11 protein-coding genes are annotated in these 16,810 nt (G+C 73.9%); all 11 read right to left on the bottom strand.

Translation table 11 applies throughout. The features are described from left to right. Nucleotides 1-699 (bottom strand): PfkB family carbohydrate kinase (locus NX801_RS30225; RefSeq protein ID WP_258791161.1); only part of this gene is annotated, 699 nt, incomplete at its 3' end. 152 nt (nucleotides 700-851) lie between these two features. Further along, nucleotides 852-1,613 carry an SDR family NAD(P)-dependent oxidoreductase gene (locus NX801_RS30220; RefSeq protein ID WP_258791159.1) on the bottom strand — a complete coding sequence of 254 codons (762 nt, stop codon included), beginning with the start codon at nucleotides 1,611-1,613 and terminating at the stop codon, nucleotides 852-854. Beyond that, complete coding sequence (locus NX801_RS30215; RefSeq protein WP_258791158.1) at nucleotides 1,610-1,855, bottom strand: acyl carrier protein; 246 nt, start codon at nucleotides 1,853-1,855, stop codon at nucleotides 1,610-1,612. Before NX801_RS30215 ends, NX801_RS30220 begins: the two co-directional genes overlap by 4 nt. A gap of 132 nt (nucleotides 1,856-1,987) precedes the next feature. Beyond that, entirely contained in the window at nucleotides 1,988-3,241 is a 1,254-nt protein-coding gene (locus NX801_RS30210; protein WP_258791157.1) for an aminotransferase class I/II-fold pyridoxal phosphate-dependent enzyme, read from the bottom strand. Next, nucleotides 3,238-5,376, bottom strand: coding sequence for a condensation domain-containing protein (locus tag NX801_RS30905; RefSeq protein WP_309505937.1), 2,139 nt, complete (start codon nucleotides 5,374-5,376; stop codon nucleotides 3,238-3,240). Before NX801_RS30905 ends, NX801_RS30210 begins: the two co-directional genes overlap by 4 nt. Before the next feature lie 221 nt (nucleotides 5,377-5,597). Beyond that, nucleotides 5,598-6,893, bottom strand: a complete 1,296-nt coding sequence (gene fabF / locus NX801_RS30200; protein ID WP_258791156.1) for a beta-ketoacyl-ACP synthase II — start codon at nucleotides 6,891-6,893, stop codon at nucleotides 5,598-5,600. After that, nucleotides 6,890-8,758 (bottom strand): thiamine pyrophosphate-binding protein, encoded by a 1,869-nt coding sequence (locus NX801_RS30195; RefSeq protein WP_258791155.1) that lies wholly within the window; start codon nucleotides 8,756-8,758, stop codon nucleotides 6,890-6,892. The genes fabF and NX801_RS30195 overlap by 4 nt, the downstream gene beginning before the upstream one ends. Nucleotides 8,759-8,763: 5 nt before the next feature. Next, nucleotides 8,764-11,448, bottom strand: coding sequence for an aldehyde dehydrogenase family protein (locus NX801_RS30190; protein WP_258791154.1), 2,685 nt, complete (start codon nucleotides 11,446-11,448; stop codon nucleotides 8,764-8,766). Nucleotides 11,449-12,145: 697 nt separating this feature from the next. Continuing rightward, nucleotides 12,146-13,957 (bottom strand): SpoIIE family protein phosphatase, encoded by a 1,812-nt coding sequence (locus NX801_RS30185; RefSeq protein ID WP_258791153.1) that lies wholly within the window; start codon nucleotides 13,955-13,957, stop codon nucleotides 12,146-12,148. Between the two features lie 213 nt (nucleotides 13,958-14,170). Continuing rightward, nucleotides 14,171-15,157 (bottom strand): MerR family transcriptional regulator, encoded by a 987-nt coding sequence (locus NX801_RS30900; protein ID WP_309505936.1) that lies wholly within the window; start codon nucleotides 15,155-15,157, stop codon nucleotides 14,171-14,173. 318 nt (nucleotides 15,158-15,475) lie between these two features. Continuing rightward, complete coding sequence (locus tag NX801_RS30170; RefSeq protein ID WP_258791152.1) at nucleotides 15,476-16,504, bottom strand: adenosine deaminase; 1,029 nt, start codon at nucleotides 16,502-16,504, stop codon at nucleotides 15,476-15,478. Nucleotides 16,505-16,810: the final 306 nt, after the last annotated feature.

Here is a 16,810-nt window from a genome sequence, read left to right as displayed (position 1 = left end):
TGGGATCTTCCGTGCTGCGGGGGGGCGGGTGGGGGTGCCGTTCGGGGGCGGGGCCTCACGGCCGGGCGGGACCTCGCGGCGGGGCTGGGCCTCGTGGCCGTGCGGGGTCGGTGGGGCTCCGGGACTGTGGGAGACCGGTGGGGCCTCGTGGCGGGGCTGGGCCTCGTGGCGGGGCTGGGCCGGCGGGGCTCCGGGGTCGGGCGGGGCCAGTGGGTCTCCGGGATCGTGAGAGGCCGGTGGGGCTCCGGGGGTGTGGGAGGTCGGTGTAACTCCGGGGCCGTGGGAGGTCGGTGGGGCTCCGGGGCCGGAGACCGGTGGGGCCTCGTGGCCGTGGGAGACCATGGTGCGCTCGCCCTCGTACGCCATGGAGACGGTGACCGGCGAGTGCCAGCCGGGGACCGTGCGGGAGCGGGAGAGGTCGATGCCCTCGCCCCGGGACAGGGCGTCCCAGCAGTACTCGCCGTAGTGGTCGTCACCGAAGGCGGCGGCGAGCGAGGTGCGCAGTCCCAGGCGGGCGAGGGCGGTGGCCATGTTGGCGACGCCGCCGGGGCTGGAGCCCATGCCGCGCGCCCAGGTCTCGGTGCCGCGCACGGGGGCGGTGTCCAGGCCGGTGAAGATGATGTCCAGGAAGACCGTACCGGTGAGGAAGACGTCGCAGTCGGGGTCCCCGGGGACGCGCAATCGCCGCAACGGGTCGATTCCGGCGGTGTGTTCCCGTGGATCCGTCGGCTCGGCCGGCGGCTGCTCGGGGTACTGCTCTCCTCCGGGTGCGGTCACGGCGAACTCCCAGGTCGCGATCGGATCTGGACAGTCTGCCCGATGACGGCCGAGGGTGGGTCATGCCGTGGTCACTACGCGATGTGCGTACCTCCGTCGACCGTGAGGGTGGTTCCGGTGATGTAGGAAGCCGCGTCGGAGACGAGGAAGACCAGGGCCGCGGCGAGCTCTTCGGGCCGTCCGACGCGGCCGCAGAGCACCCGGGGCATGATCGCGTCGAGGTAGCCCTCGGCGTAGCCGTCGGTCATCGGGGAGTCGAAGAGGCCGGGCGCGAGGGCGTTGACGCGGATGCCCTTCTCCGGGGTCCACTGCTGGGCGAGATCGCGGGTGAGCCCGAGGAGTCCGGCCTTGGACGCCGTGTAGGCGGCCTGCGGCAGACCGCCCGTGACCAGCGCGAGGATGCTGGAGACGTTGACGATGGCGCCGCCGGGCGGCATCACCGCGCCGGCGGCCTGGGCCATCCAGTAGGAGCCGTTGAGGTTGATGTCGACGACCTCGCGGAACTGCTCCGGGGTCTCCTCCGCCGCGGGTCGTTCGCCGCTGATCCCGGCGTTGTTGACCAGGATGTCCAGCCGCCCGAAGGCGCGCGTGGCCGCGTCGACCAGGGCACGGCACTCCTCCGGCCTGGCGATGTCGGTCCGCACGGCGACGGCCCGGCGGCCGAGCTTCTCGACGGCCGTGCGGACCGCCTCCAGCTTCTCGGCGCGCCGCGCCCCGAGCACGACATCGGCGCCGGCCTCGGCCAGCGCGGTGGCGAAGGCGACCCCGAGCCCGGAGGAGGCGCCGGTGACCACGGCGACGCGGCCATCGAGCCGGAAGCGGTCGAGGACGCTCACGGCCGGTGGCCGTCGATGTAGCTCACCGCGTTCCCGACGGTGCGCAGTTCCGCGATCTGGTCGTCGGGGATCTTCACCCCGAACGTGTCCTCGATCTGCAGGGTGATCTCCACCATGATCAGGGAGTCGAGGTCGAGATCGTCGATGAAGGACTTCTCGGGGGTCACCTCGGCGGATTCGACGCCGGCGATCTCTTCGACGATGTGGGCAAGGGTGTGGAGGGTGTCGGTGTCGTTCACCACGGGGGGTCTCCTTGGTGGGTCGGGGGACTTGAGGGCCGGGGGGGCTTGGGGGGTTTGGGGAGCCTGGGGGCCGCGGTGGAGCGGGCCTTGGGAGGCCGCCTTGGGGCCTTGGAGGGCGGGCCTCGGGGGGCGTCAGACGCCGAGGCGCCGGCGGTAGGTGAGGAGGGTGCTCAGGAAGCCGTCCAGCTGCTCCTCGGTGTGGCCCGCGTGCGGGAACAGACGCAGGAGTGCCTGGTTGCGCGAGACGGCCGGATAGGAGAAGACGGGGACGAGATAGCCGTCCTCGACGAACCACTCCCGCATCTGGAGGGCGGCGGCGTCGTTCCCGATCGGCACCGAGAGCATGTACGACTCGGTCGGCGTCGTCGGCGTGTCGGCCTCGTGCATCTGCCGGCGGAGGCGGGCGGCGTGCGCCAGGTAGTCGTCCACGATCGCCGGATTGTCCGCGAGGGTCTCGATCGTGCGGGTGGCGACGTAGGCGGTGGGCGGCTGGATGGCGGCCGTGAACATCGAGGTGCCGGAGAGCAGTTCGAAGGCGTCGATGGCCGCGGCCGGCCCGGCGATCGCGCCGCCTTCCAGACCGATGGCCTTCGACAGGGACACCATGACGAAGTCGGCTCGTTCCCGGATCGCGGCCGCCTCCCGGGCGTACGGACGGTTCTCGGGCCCGTAGACCATGAAGCCGTTCGCGTCGTCGATCATGCTGATGGCGCCGTGCCGGTCGCACTCGTCCAGGATCTCCACGATCGGCCCCATGGTGCCGTCGGCCGAGTAGATGCTCTCCGCGATCACCACGGTCTTGCGGTCCCGGGCCCGGACGCGGTCCAGGACACGGGCCAGGCCGGAGACGTCGTTGTGCCGGAACGCGTGGACGTTGCGGCCGTAGCCGAGTCCTTCGAGGCCCTTCCAGATGCTCCAGTGGACATCGCGGTCCACCACGAAGAAGGTGTCGTGGTTGCGCACCTCGATCCCGGTGTCGAAGTGCGCGGAGCTGCTCATGGCGTTCACGAACCCGATGTTGGCCAGCAGCCCGGTGGCGAAGCTGATGGCCCGCTCCTTGCCGGTGTGGCGGGCGATCGTCTCCTCCAGCACCTGGTGCGGGCGGCAGATCCCCTGGGTCATCCGGGAGCCGCTGGTGCTCAGGCCGTGGGCGCGCGCTCCCTCGGCGAAGAGGCGCCGGACCGGGACGTGGCGCTCCAGATCGAGAAAGCTGATGCTGGCGAAGTTCACCAGCTCGTGGCCGTTGCGGATGATGGTCGGCCCGACGGGACCGTCCACCACCGGCGGGCGGTACGCCGTGTCGTGGGTGTTCGCCTCGACGAAGGCCTCGAAGGCCCACGGGGCCAGGCGGTCCACGGACGGAGCGGGGGTGCGGGACGTGGTCATGGTGAGGTTTCTCCTCCACGGGATTCACGAGAGGCACGGGAGTCACGAGGGGCGCGGGGGGCGCGGCGGGGTCGTACGGGCTCCAAGGCCGTGGCGAGGTGGCCGAGCGAGGCCGTCCCGGCCAGCTCGTCCGACGCGATCCCGGTGAAGCCGGAGCGGTGCAGCAGCGCCAGCAGAGGGGGGACGGCGACCAGGGTGACTCCGTGGTCGGCGAGGGAGCGGTTCATGTCCACGGTGTCGGGGGCGGCATAGCTGTCGGGGCTGTCGGGGCTGTCGGGGCCGCCGGATGAGCCGCTCGGCGGGCCGCCGGGGTCTTCGGCCGCCGTGACGACGGCCATGACGGCGGCGGCCAGGGCCCGTTCGGCGTCCGTCGCGGGCGGGCGGGACGGGATCCGTGGGATTTCCGGGCCGCCGGTGGGGGTGCGGGCCGGGCCGGGGGGACGGTCGGTTCCGGGGCCGGACGGGGACAGGTGGTAGCGGCCGGGAGCGAGGAGGCCGGGCACCTCACCGAGGTGGTCCAGGACATGGCGGTGCACGTCCTCGGGGGTGACATCGGGGGCGGTGCGGGCGCGTACGACCAGGTGCGGTTCCTCGCCCATGACTTCTTCGTCGCCTGCGCCACCCGCTTCCGTGGCGTACACGCTGGGCGTCACCGTCACGTCGAGCACTCCGGGATGGCCGCGCAGCACGTCTTCGACCGTGGGCAGATGCACCCAGCCCTGCGGGGCGCGCCACCATCCGGGGGCGGCCGGGGTGAGCGGGCGAGCCGGGACCGGGCACTCGGCGCCCTCGGCCAGCGCGCGCAGGAAGCCGCACAGGCGGACGGGCAGCGCCGCCGCCTCCCCGGCGTCGAGCAGGTGGTCCCCGACGGTGACATCGAGGGTGACCACTCCCCCGTCGCGGCTGAAGTCGACGTAGAGCGTCTCGCAGGGCTCGTCGGGCGCGCTGCTGATCCAGGTGGCGGCCCCGTCCGGTGGGGTGCTGGGCGCGGGGACCAGGAACTCGCGTGGCCAGGAGTAGCAGTTGTACTCGATGGTGGGCACGGTCACGACACCCCGGCGACGGTCCATCCGGGCCTGGGCGGCGACCAGTTCGGCGGGGCGGTACCGACCGTGCCGGTAGGCCGTGGCGGAGGCGGCGGCGACCGAGGCGACGACCTCACCGAACGGCGCGCCCGGGCGGAGGTCGATCTGCACCGGGACCGTCAGGGCCAGGACGCCGATGCTGTTCCGCAGCGCGGCCCGGGCCCGGTTGGAGACCACCACCGAGGCGAGGAACCGGTGTTCGCCGGTACGGGTGGCGACCTCGTGGGCCAGCGCGGCGAGCACGACGGTCTCCGGGCTGACCCGGTGGCGCCGGGCGACGCGGTCGAGGTCCTCGTACGCCTCCACCGAGCGGTACTGGAGGCGGTGGCGCCCCTCGCCGTCGGCGGTCCCGCCGAACGGGGCCAGCACACCGGTCGGGTTGGCCGCGAGCCGCGTGAGCCACTCCCGTTCCGCCGCGCGGGCGCGTTCCGGGTGCTGGGCGGCGGCCGCGTCCAGCGGATGCGCCGTACCGGGTGGGTGCGCCGTGTCGAGCGGTTGCGCCGTACCGGGTGGGTGCGGCGTTCCGGGTGGGTGCGCCGTGCCCGGTGGGTACGTGGACGCCGCCGCCGGTACGCCGTCGCCGCGCGGGGGCGCCGTACCGGGTGACTGCGCGGACGCCTTCGCCGGTACGCCGTCGCCGCGCGGGTGACCGGCGCCGCGCAGGTGATCGTGGAGCTGGTCGAGCAGGACCGCCAGTCCCCAGCCGTCGATCACGACATGGTGGGCGGCCAGCACGACCGCGCGCGGCCTGCCCGCCTCCAGCAGCACCCGGGCGAGCCAGGGCGGATTGCGCTCGGGATCGATGGGCCGGGCGGCCAGCGCCGCCGTGGCGGCCTCCAGGGTATCGGCGTCGGCGGCGGGGACCTCGACGTGGTCGATCGGCAGCGGGGCCCAGTCCGCGCGGTGGACGTACTGCACCGGGCGGAGCGGGTCGACCGTGGTGCGCAGCGCCTCGTGGCGGGCGGTGAGGGCGGCGAGCGCCGCGTGGACATCCGCGACCGTCGCCGGGGGCGGGACGTGGCAGTGGTCCGCGAGCGGAGTCGGGTTCACCCGCCGTGGTGCGGGGATGGTGTGCTCGTACCAGTGCCACTGCTGGACCCAGTTCAGCGGACCGCTGCGAAGGACGGTGGCGGGGGTGAGGCTCGGGGCCGGGGCCGGTTCCGGCGCCAGGGCCGGTGTCGGGTTCGGTGCCGGGGCCGGTGTCGGGGGCCGGCTCGGGGTCGGTGTCGGTGTCGGTGTCGGTTCCTGGGGGTGGTCCACCTGCCGGGGCCTCATACGGCCCGGACCACGAGAGCGGCGTTGTGGCCGCCGAAGCCGAACGAGTTGCTGAGCGCGATCCGCATCCCCTCGTGGTGCTGCGCCCGGTGCGGCACGAAGTTGATGTCCGGGTCGATCGGCTCGTCGCAGTTGACGGTCGGCGGGACATCGCCCGTGCGCAGGACCTGGATCGAGGCCACCAGCTCGACCGCTCCGGCGGCACCGATCATGTGCCCGGTCATCGACTTGGTGGAGCTGACCGGGATGCGGGTGACACGATCGCCCAGCACCTTGCGCAGGACGGCCGTCTCGGTGGCGTCGTTGAGCAGCGTCCCGGTGCCGTGCGCGTTGACGTAGTCCACGTCCTCCCCCGTGATCCCCGCGTCGCGCAGCGCCGCTTCGACGGCGAGGCAGGCGCCCCGGCCCTCCGGGTGCGGGGCCGTCCAGTGGTGCGCGTCGGAACTCGCTCCGTAGCCCGTGAGTTCGGCCAGGGCCGTCGCCCCGCGCCGGTCGGCCACCTCGGCGGCCTCCAGCACCAGGACGGCGGCTCCCTCGCTCATCACGAACCCGTCGCGGTGCGTGTCGAACGGCCGGCACGCCGCCGTCGGATCGTCGTTGCGGGTGGACAGCGCGCGGGCGTTGCCGCTGCCCGCGAGGTCCACGGTGGTGACGCAGGCGTCGGCGCCGCCGGCGAGGACGATGTCGGCCTCGCCGTGGCTGATCATGCGCATCGCCGCGCCCACCGCGTCGGCGCCGCTGGCGCACGCCGTGCTCTGGGCACGGCTGGGCCCCTGGGTGCCGAGCCGCATGCTGATCTCACCGGCGGCGCTGTCCATGGCGGTCGTGACCTGGGTGAACGGACCGATGGCCCGGGGCCCCTTGTCGCGCAGCCGGTTGGCGGCGCGGTAGATCGACCCCACCGGGCCGTAGCCGCTGCCGATGATCACGGCGACCCGGGGGGCCAGGTGGTCGTCGACGACGAGTCCAGCGTGCTCGCACGCCTCCAGCGCCGCGGCGAGGGCGTACTGCGCGTACGGGTCGGCGCGCCGACTGACCATCGGGGGCATGTAGCGGCCGGGAGTGAAGCCCCGGACCTGGCCGCCGATCCGGACTCCGAGGTCGGTCACGTCGATCGCTTCCACGGTGTCGATGCCGCTGCGCCCGGCCAGCATCGCCGCCCAGGTCTCACCGACGCTGTGGCCCAGCGGTGTCACCGCCCCGTATCCGGTGACCATCACCCGGCGCCGGGCCCGGTCGCGCCCGGTGTCGCCTCGCTCGCCCGTGTCCGTCACCGTCACCGTCGCCGTCACTGGGGAACCACCTCGGCGTCGTGGATGGGCGGGGCGATGTCGTCGGGGGCGACCGGCACCATGAGCACGGCCGTGCCGCCCTGGGCGCAGAACCGGCGCGCGGCGCGGATCTCCTCGGTCAGCGCGGCCTTCTCCCGCAGCACCCGGTAGTGGATGTCCGGTCCGTCCACCACGGGCGGCGGCGCGCCAGGGCGGGTGAAGGGGTAGCGGTCGGCGTCGAGCCCGAGCCGGGCACGCTGGGCGTCCAGCCAGCCGTAGCCGCCGTTGCAGAGCACCACGTACAGCACGCCGCCGTGGGCCGGAGCGGTGACGGCGATGTCCGCGCGGGCCGCGAAAAAGGCCCCGTCCCCGATGAACGCGGTGACCTCGTGGTCCGGGGCGGCCCGCTTGACCCCGATGGCCGCCGCCGCGCCGAAGCCCAGCGGGGTCTGCTCCGACGGCACGACGGAGCCGCCGCCCGTGTGGAAGGGGAAGCAGTAGGACCACATGTCCTGGAGCCCGTTCTCCTGGACCAGTACACGGGGCTCGCGGGCGGTGTCGTCGAGCGCGGCGAGCAGTTCGGGGACGCGGATGCCGGGGAGGGTCGCCGCGCGGGCCAGTTCCGCCTCCGCGTCGAGCGTCATGGCCTTGCGGGCGGCGGCGATCCGGTCCACCCACGCATCGGGCGCGTCGGTGGGACCGGGCGCGTCGGTCGGGCCGGGCGCGTCCGCATTACCGGCATGCCCGGCGTGCTTCGCGTACTCGGCCTGCCCGGCCTGTTCGGCCTGCCCGGCCTGTTCGGCCTGCCCGGCCTGTTCGGCCTGGTCGGCCTGTCCGGTTCGCTCGGCCTGCTCGGCCTGGTCGGTCTGTCCGGTCCGCCCGGCCTCGGGGACTTCCGCCAGCGCCCGGGACCAGCCGAGCACGGCGTGCCGGGCGTCCCCGAGCACGCGCGGGCCCGCGAACTCGGCCGAGAGCCCGGCCGGATCGATGTTGACCTGCACCACCGTGACCGGGGGCCACGGCGTGCCGCCCTCGACGGCGGTCTCCTCCAGTCGCCCGGCGAGTGACACCACCAGGTCGCAGGAGGACCACAGCTCACGGGCGGGGGCGGCGGCGTAGAGGCCCGCCAGGCCGCAGAACAGCGGGTGGCGCTCGTCCACGGCGCCCCGGCCGGACGCGGTGGTGAAGAGCGCCGCGCCGAGGCGTTCGGTGAAGCGCTCGACCACGCCGTCGTGGTTGCGGTGCCGCATTCCGCCGCCCACCAGCACCACCGGGCGCCGGCTCGCGCGGATCGCCGCCAGCGCCGGCCCCGGCGTCACGGGAACGGAGTCGGGCACCAGTCGTTCGGGCGGCGTCGGCAGCGGTCCGGTGACGACGACCTCCGCCGTGCGGACGTCGTCGGGCACCTCCAGGTACACCGGTCCGGGCGGCGGCCCCCCGGCCCGGGTCAGCGCCGTCACCGTCGCGGGGACGACCCGGTCGGGATGGCCGATCCGGTGCGCCCACCGCACCAGGGGCGCCGCCACGGCGACCTGGTCGAGTTCCTGGAATCCGCCGCTGCCCCGGCGCTGTTCGGGCGCGCCCGCGGCGAGCACCAGGACCGGCGCGCCGGACTCCCGCGCCTCCAGCAGCCCGGTGGCCGCGTGCGTCACGGCCGGGCCCTTGCCCAGGGCGCATACGGCGAGCCGGCCCGACTGGAGCGCGTAGCCGGTCGCCATGTACATCGCGTTGCGCTGGTCCCGGCAGGGCACGAGGTCCAGTCCGGCCGTGTCGAGGGCGCGGAGCAGCTCCAGATCGTCGCCGGGCAGTCCGAAGCAGGTGTCCACCCCGTTCGCCACCAGTACGCGGACGATCGCGGACCACGCGTCGGCGTACCGTTCGGTCACCCCGGTCACTCCCCACCCACCGCGACAGGGGCGGCCGCCGGGAGATTGCGCGCCACGGCCTGCGACATGAGCAGGGGTTCGGCGTGCCGCTCGCCGCCGTAGGAGACGTAGTTCGCCATCATCCCGAATCCGCCGAACGGCCGGTTGCCGTCCTCGGCGTCGAGCAGCGTGTGGTTGACACAGGTCTGGTGGCGCTTGGACAGGACCCGCACCGTCTCCGGATCGTTTCCGTAGACCATCGCCCCCAGCGCGCGTTCGCTGAAGAAGGGGCTTGCCAGGCGCTCCCGCAGCCGCCTCGCACTGGGGTAGGCGACGACGTTGAACACCGGGGCGAACATCTCGTCGAGGGGGATCTTGTCGTCGTAGCCCCACAGCAGCACGGTCGGCTCGATCCTGCGGGACGGCAGATCGATGCGCCCGCCGTGCCGGATGTGACTCGCATGGCGCACCAGATAGTCCGAGCAATTCACCAGTGCCGAGTCGTAGTAGATGGGGCCGTAGCCCGCGCCCGGGTCGTCGTTCTGCCCGAAACGGAGCGAGACGAGTTCGGCGGACAGCAGGCCGAGGAATTCCTCGGTGCGGCCCTGCGGGGCGAACACGACATCGGGGCCGAAGCAGTCCTGACCGGAATTGTGGAGCCGGATCCTCGTGACGTCGTGCGCGGCGCGTGCGAGGTCGGCGTCGGGTGCGATCACGAAGGGGTTGACGCCGTGGCCGAAGAAGAGGAAGAGCTGGTCCTCCGCCAGCCCTTCGCGGATGGTCTCGGCATTGGCGTAATTGCCGGTGAAGACGATGAGATCGGCCTCGCGCACCGGTCCCGTCACGAATTTGCGCTGGCTGAGCTCGAAAAGCTCTACGGGTAAGCCGTGGATCGGCGCCAGGAGATCGTGCAGGCGTCGCAACTGGCCGGCGATCTGAGAGGACGGCCGAAAGGCGATTCGATCGGTGTACAAGGAAGCCACGAGCAGGTGAAGCGCGTAGGAATAGAGCGGAATGTTGGAGGGCATGAAGACCGCGGCCAGCGGCACCCGGCCGGGCCGGGTGCGGCGGATCTCCTCCTCCGCTCCGTCCAGGGTGGCGAGGAAGGATTGGATCTCCGCGACGGCGGTGTGGTGCGGCGAGATGTCGGTGAGGATGTCCACCACCGCGTTCTCGTTGTCGGCCACGAACCGGCGCACCGCGCGCAGCGCGTCGATGCGGTCGGGGAAGGGGACGCGGTAGTCGGTCGTGCTGACAGTCGCGCCGACGACCGAGCCGGAGGCGGTGGTCGGGTCGGTGGCGCCGGTCGGGTGGTGCGATGCGGGTAGCGAGGTCATGGCGATCTTCTCCAGAGCGGCCAGGTTGGGCTTTCCCGTGCTGGTGAGCGGCAGCGCGGGAAGCACGACGATGTGGTCGGGCTGCTCGTAGCGGGCGAGCACGGTGCGCAGCTCCCGTTTCCAGTGCGCGGGCTCGTGAGCGTCCGGGTCCGCGATCACGAACACCAGACGACAGCCCAGACGCTCGTCGGGGAGGGCGACCACCTGGGCCTGCGCGCCGGCCGACTCGGCCCGCTCGGCGAGGTGGTCGGGGTAGAGGGTGTGGCCGTCCCGGTGCACGGCGTGCTTGCGCCCGACCGGGAAGACGCGCCCGGCGTCGTCCAGCAGGCCGATGTCACCGGTGCGGTGGACGGGACCCGGAACCGGGACGATCTCGCCGTCCTCGCCCAGGTGGCCGGTCATCAGGCCCTCGCTGCGTACGACGAGTTCACCGAGCCGGCCGGCGGGAAGCGGCTCGCCGTGCTCGTCGTGGACCTCGACGGCCACGCCGGGCAGCGGTGTGCCGCACCCGACCGGATCGGCGAGGGGCGCCAGCGCGATGTTCCCCACCTCGGTCGCCCCGTAGCCGTCGAGCAGGTGCCGGCCCGTGCGGGCGTGGAACCGGGCCGCCAGGGTGCGCCCCAGCGGCGCGCCGCCCACGCACCAGGCCCGCACCATCTCCAGCGCGTTCGCGAGCGCGGGACGGCGGTCGAGCAGGTTGAGCAGGCTGTGATAGGTCGACGGGGCCGCGTCCACGACGGTGAGGCCGTGGTCCACGCCGAGCGCGAGCGCGCGGTCCAGGCGGGTGGTCGGCCCGTAGACCACGAGCGTGCCGCCGCCCAGCCACCAGCAGAGGACCAGCGACAGACCGTACTGGTGGGAGTACGGCAGGACGGGCAGGAAGACGTCGTCGGGCCGGTACTCCATGCGTTCCGCGCTGAGCGCGAGATTGTCCAGGATCGAGCGGCCGGAGCGGACGATGCCCTTGGGGGTGCCCGTCGTACCCGACGACCACGAGATCGCGGCGTCCTGCCGCCGCGCCCAGGCCGCGACATCGGGCAGGGCCACCGTCGCGCTCGATGCCGGCCGGGGTGTCGTGGAGCCGACCGTCGGCGCCGCGATGGCGCCCGTGAGCGTCGTGGAGCCGCCCGTGGGCGCCGCGGTCGTGCCCGGGCCGTCGCCGATGTCGAGCAGCACGCGCGCCCGAGCGTGCATCTGCGCTCGCTGTGCCGGGGAGGCCCGGTGATCGGCCAGGACCACCGAGGCGTCGAGATGGATGAGCGCGAGCAAATCGACGACCCACTGCGGGGAATTGGCTCCGCTCACCATCACCCGTGAGCCGGGTTCGATTCCGCGTCGGGCCAGGATTCCGGTGGCACCCGATACACGGGCCACGATTTCGTCTGTTTCCCAGATACGTCCCTCGGGCGAGATCAAGCGCCTGGAAACGGGCAACTCGTGCTCCTTAATGCCAGGACCGCGTCCAGCATCCCTGGCGTACACACGTTCGTAAACCCATAACCCCCGAGATAACGTCTGCTTCTGTTCAAGTTTTGTTCAAGAAGCTCCGTCTAAAACGACTATCCCATACCCGAAGGATGGTTGTCCAGTGTGCAACGAAAATCCGCTGCTTGGTGCACATGGAGCCATTGGGTGAGTCGTGACGGAAGAGGCGCATGAGAATTCGGAAAGCAAATGCGGTGAATGATCGTTTCTGGTAGGTGATTTCGTGGCGCGGTTCGCGGGTCGGACCGGGCGGGAGGAACCGGGGCGGCGGACGGTGCCCCACCTGCGGGGACTTCCCCGGGAGTCAGGGGCGCGAGAACGGCTGGACCTGGGCGGACGCTGCCGGTGGCACGGGCCCACGGGGCATGCGGCGGTTGCCGTCCCGCCGCGGGTGGGACGCGCAGGCGGTGCGTCAGAAGGTCCGTGATGCGGTGGGGGAACAAGTCGGTGATCCCGCGCAAAGAATTCCTATTCCCGGTGGACCGGAATTCCTGAAGAAGGGGACATGGCCGAAGGGTGTAGCCCACCAGTATTCCGGGACGGCCGGCCGGAGCGAGAAGTCCCGGGTGGTGGTTCCGCTCCTGCCCTAGGCCCGGCCCGGGGCATGCCGGGGCGGGCCGGTGACCCGCAGGGCGAGCAGGGCGACGTCGTCGCCGGGCGCGTCTCCGGCGACGACGTCCGCGATCTCCGCCAGGAGTTCGTCCAGCGGGACCCCGGCGCCCTCGCCGAGAAGGACGCAGGTCTGCCGGGTGCCGGCCTCGATGTCATTGCCGGGGCGTTCGACGAGTCCGTCGGTGTAGAGCAGGAGGGTGGCGCCGGGCGGCAGCCGCAGGCTGTGCTGGGTGCGCCGGCCGGCCAGGCCCGGGTAGAGCAGCAGGTCGTGGGCGTCGAGACGTCGGCAGGGGCCGCCGGGGCGGGCGAGCAGCGGGGGCGGGTGACCGGCATTGGTCCAGGTGAACTCCCAGCCCTCTTCGGCAGGGGTGAGATGGGCGTGGACAAGGGTGCCGGAGAGATTGACGCCCAGGGCGGTGTTCGCGTTCTCCAGAGCGGTGACGGCGGTGACGGGCCCGCCGCGGGGGTGGTCGTGGTCGGCCTGGCGGAGCATGCTGCGGGCCTGTCCCATCAAGGTGGCGGCGTGCGTGTCGTGGCCGGTGATGTCGCCGATCGTCATCGCCAGGCTCGGGGCTCCGGCGACGATTCCGGGGGCGTCGGCGCGGTGGAGGGCGTAGGCGTCGTACCAGTCGCCGCCCACCATGTCGAGCTGCGCGGCCGGGCGGTACAGGGCGGCCAGCTCCAGGCCCCCGACCACGGGCAGTTCGGTGAGCATGGCCCGCTGCAGCTGTCTGGCCACGTCGATGCGCTCGTCGACGAAGAGGGCACGTTCCACCGCCTGCGCGGCGTAACCGCTGACTGCCGCGAGGACCGCGCGCTCACCCAGGTCGGGTTCGTGCGGGGTGTCCCAGGCGACGGACAGCGCGCCGAGGACCTGCCGGGTGCCGGACAGCGGCAGGCACACCATCGAGCCGAAGCCCGACTCCGCCCAGCGGGCGGCCGCTTCGTCACCGTAGTCCGCCCGCACCTCGTCGACGCCGGTCACCGTCACCAGACGCTTCTCCCGCACCGCGCGAGCCGTGGGCCAGGGCTCCTCGGCGGGAGCCGCCTCCCAGGGCCGCGCGGGGCGGGCCGGCCGGGTCCCCGCGACCTCTTCGAGGGAGAGACCGACATGGACGGGCTTGAGGTCGCTGGTGATCAGCTCACCGAGCTGACGGCGCACCTCGTCCACACCGGTCGTGTCGGCCAGCACCTCCGAGGCGCGCAGGACCAGTTCGGAGCGGGCCAGCAGGGCGGCGGTCTCCGCGCGGGCCTCCTCCGCCTGCCGGGAGACGATCCGCAGCCGCAACTCCGTGCTGCACGCGGCGGCCAGGTCGGACAGCGCCTCCACCTCGCGCTCGGTCCACCGGCGGGGCCGGGAGTCGACCGCGCACAGCGCACCCAGCACCACGCCCTCGACGTCGGTCAGCGGCATGCCCGCGTAACCGGCCACTTCCAGTTGGGCGACCACCGGCCCGTGCCGGGTGCGCTCGTCGACACGGGCGTCGGTCACCACCAGCGGCCCGCCCGAGTCCACCACATACGCGCACAGGGAGTGCGCCAGGCCGGTCTGGCGGCGCACCGACCACGGTGCGCCCAGCCCCGCCATCCCCGGGAACACCTGCCGCACGTCCTCGGCCAGAGCCACCAGCGCCACCGGCACGTCCAGCACGTTCGCCACCAGACGGGCGAACCGGTCCATCCCGGTGTCCGCCACAGCCGAGAGGCCCGTACGGCCCAGCGCCGCCAGCCGCGCCCGCGCCGGAGCCGACGGGCCGGCGCCGGAAGCCGCGTCGTCCTTCCGCATGGTCCGAGCGTCCCCTTCTCACCGTCGCGGTACCGGCAGAACCTCTCCGGCGCCACGAAAACCTCTGACAGCGTAGAGCAGCCCCCGCGCCCGCCCGGGCCGCGTCCGCGTAGGTGAACCCCACGGTCTTGCTCAGGTGCAGCTCCCGCGCCCGCCCGGGCCGCGTTCCCGTCGCGAGACGGGACCCGGCCGGCGAAGGCCCCGCGCGCCCGGTCAGCGGGCGGGGACGCCCAGGAGGGCGAGGGCCTCGCGCAGGCCGGCGGGACGGTGGGCGCCCTCGGGGAGGCGGACCCGGGCCCAGCCGGGGCCGGCGATCAGCAGGGTGGGGGCGACCCGGGCGCCCCGAATGCCCCAGACGGAGGCCCGGACCAGGGCGGCCACCGTCCGGTCCGCGGTGGGCCGGGTCTGGGACCAGAGCACCACCGCGCGCGGTCCGGTCCGGCGTACCGCGGAGGCCAGGGTCCCGGCCGGTACGGCGGCCCCGAACATCCGGAGCGGCATCCCGTGCGCGGTCAGCGCCGCCGCCAGCGCCTCCAGCGGCAGGGTGTGCTGCTCGCCCGGGGCGCAGCCGAGCAGGACCGGGCGGCCCTCCGCGACCGGGCGGGCCGGGGCGCGGCGCAGGGCGGTGGAGACATGCCAGGAGAGCAGGTGCTCGGCCTCGATGTAGCGGTCGGAGGTCAGGTCGTCGGCGGCGGCCCAGCGGCGGCCGATGGCGCGGAGGGCCGGGACCATCAGCTGCTCCCAGGTGTCGGCGGGGCCGTACCGGGCGACCGCCCCGGCCAGTAACGCCTCCACCCGGGGCGCGTCCAGCCGGACCGCCGCCCGCGCCAGGCCCCGTACCCCGTGGCGGAGCCGGCCCGGGTCGGCGGGGCGGGCGTCCTCCCCGGGCGGCGGGGCGGCGGGGGCAGGGAGGGCGGGGAGGAGGACCGGGGCCGGGACCGGGGCCCGCGGGGTCGTGGCGGCGGCGGCACGGGCCGCGCGGGCCGCCTCGGCGGGGGCGACGCCCTCGGCGGTGAGGCGGCACATGTGTTCCAGCACGGCCACGTCGGCGGGGCCCCAGCGGCGGTGCCTGCCGGGGTCCCGGTCGCGGGGGCCCAGCCCGTACCGCCGCTCCCAGGTGCGCAGGGTGGTCGGGGCGACCCCGAGCCGGAGGGCCACGGCGCCGGTGGTGAGTCCCGTCGTCGTCCCCGGTGGCGCCATGCGGGCCAACATACCGGCGGGGGAAGGGCCGTACCGGTGGATCCGCGCATGTGGACGTCCGGCCTCGGCCGGGCAGGCCGGGGTGGCCGCGCGCGCCGCACCGGACACCCGGCGTAACGACGCAAGAACGATGCCGATTGCCCGGGGCGGCCGGCCCGCGCGACAGTTGCCCCACGGCAGGCGTCGTCCGGTGCCCGGGCGGCCTTCTGCCTGTCGGTGGCCAGAGGGAAGCCATCGGCCCGGCCGACGTCTGTCACCCGCGGCTCCGGGCACGTCATGGCCACCCGGGGCCGCGTCCTCGCCCCGGGCCGCCGCCCCTCACGCGAAGCGGTGCGCCGCGACCTCGGCCAGATACCGGGTCCGGCGCTCCTCGTCGTCCTCCAGGAACGCGGCCCGGAAGGAGTTGGCGGCCAGCTCCCGCAGCTGCTCCGGCGCCAGGCGCAGGGCCTCCCGTACCGCGTCGTAGTTGTCGCCCGCGTAACCGCCGAAGTAGGCCGGGTCGTCGGAGTTGACGGTGACCAGCAGCCCGGCGGCCAGCATCGCGGGCAGCGGGTGGTCCGCCAGCTCCGCCACCGCGCGCAGCCGCACATTGGAGAGGGGACAGAGCGTCAGCGGCACCCGGTCCCGGACGAGCCGGTCCACCAGCGCCGGGTCCTCCATGGCGCGCAGCCCGTGGTCGATCCGCTCCACGCCCAGCACGTCCAGCGCCTCGGTGATGTAGGCCGGCGGGCCCTCCTCACCGGCGTGGGCGACCTTGCGCAGCCCCAGCGCGCCGGCCGCCGCGTACACCTCGGCGAACTTGGCCGGCGGGTGGCCGACCTCCGCCGAGTCCAGTCCCACGCCGGTGAGCCGGTGCAGATACGGCGTGGCCGCCTCCAGCGTGGCCAGGGCCGATTCGGCCGACTCGTCCCGCAGGAAGCACATGATCAGCCTGGTGGAGACGCCGTGCCGCTCCTCGCTCCGGTCCAACGCCCGGCCGAGCCCCTCGATCACGGTGCCGATCGGGACGCCCCGGGCGGTGTGGGCCTGCGGGTCGAAGAAGATCTCGGCGTGCCGGACGCCCTGGGCGGCGGCGCGCGCCAGGTAGGCGTCGGCCAGGTCCTCGAAGTCCTGCACCGTGTGCAGCACGCCCATCAGCTCGTAGTACAGGTCCAGAAAGGACTGGAGGTCCTCGAAGCGGTACGCCCGGCGCAGCGCCTCGGTGTCGGCGTACGGCAGCCGTACCCCGTTGCGCGCGGCGAGCGCGAAGGCGAGCTCGGGCTCCAGGGTGCCCTCGATGTGCAGATGCAGTTCGGCGGTGGGGAGGGGGGTCTCGGCGGTGGGGAGGGGGGTGGGGGTGACAGGCATGGGGGTCTTTCGCGTACGGGAGTGGTGGTACGGACGGTGCGTCTCTCCGCCGGGCCCGGCGCGGGCCTCGGCATCGGGAGGCTGTCCGCCGGGCTCGGCGCGAACGTCGCCGTCCGGGCCCGGCGCGGGCCTCGGCGTCGAGGCACCGGGGCCCGGCTCGGGCCCCGGTGTTCGGGCCGGGGGGCCGGTGGGGGCCTCGGCGGTTGGGCCAGGGGGCCGGTGGGGGCCCGGGGCCCGGTGCGGGCCTCGGCGGTTGGGCCGGGGGGGGGCGGGGGGGGGCCCCGGGTTTGGGGGTTCCGGGGTCGG

It is taken from the genome of Streptomyces pyxinae (assembly GCF_024756275.1).
Lineage (GTDB): Bacteria > Actinomycetota > Actinomycetes > Streptomycetales > Streptomycetaceae > Streptomyces > Streptomyces pyxinae.
The sequence above is the reverse complement of the archived record's forward strand: the minus strand, read 5'-3'. Positions and strand labels throughout refer to the sequence as shown.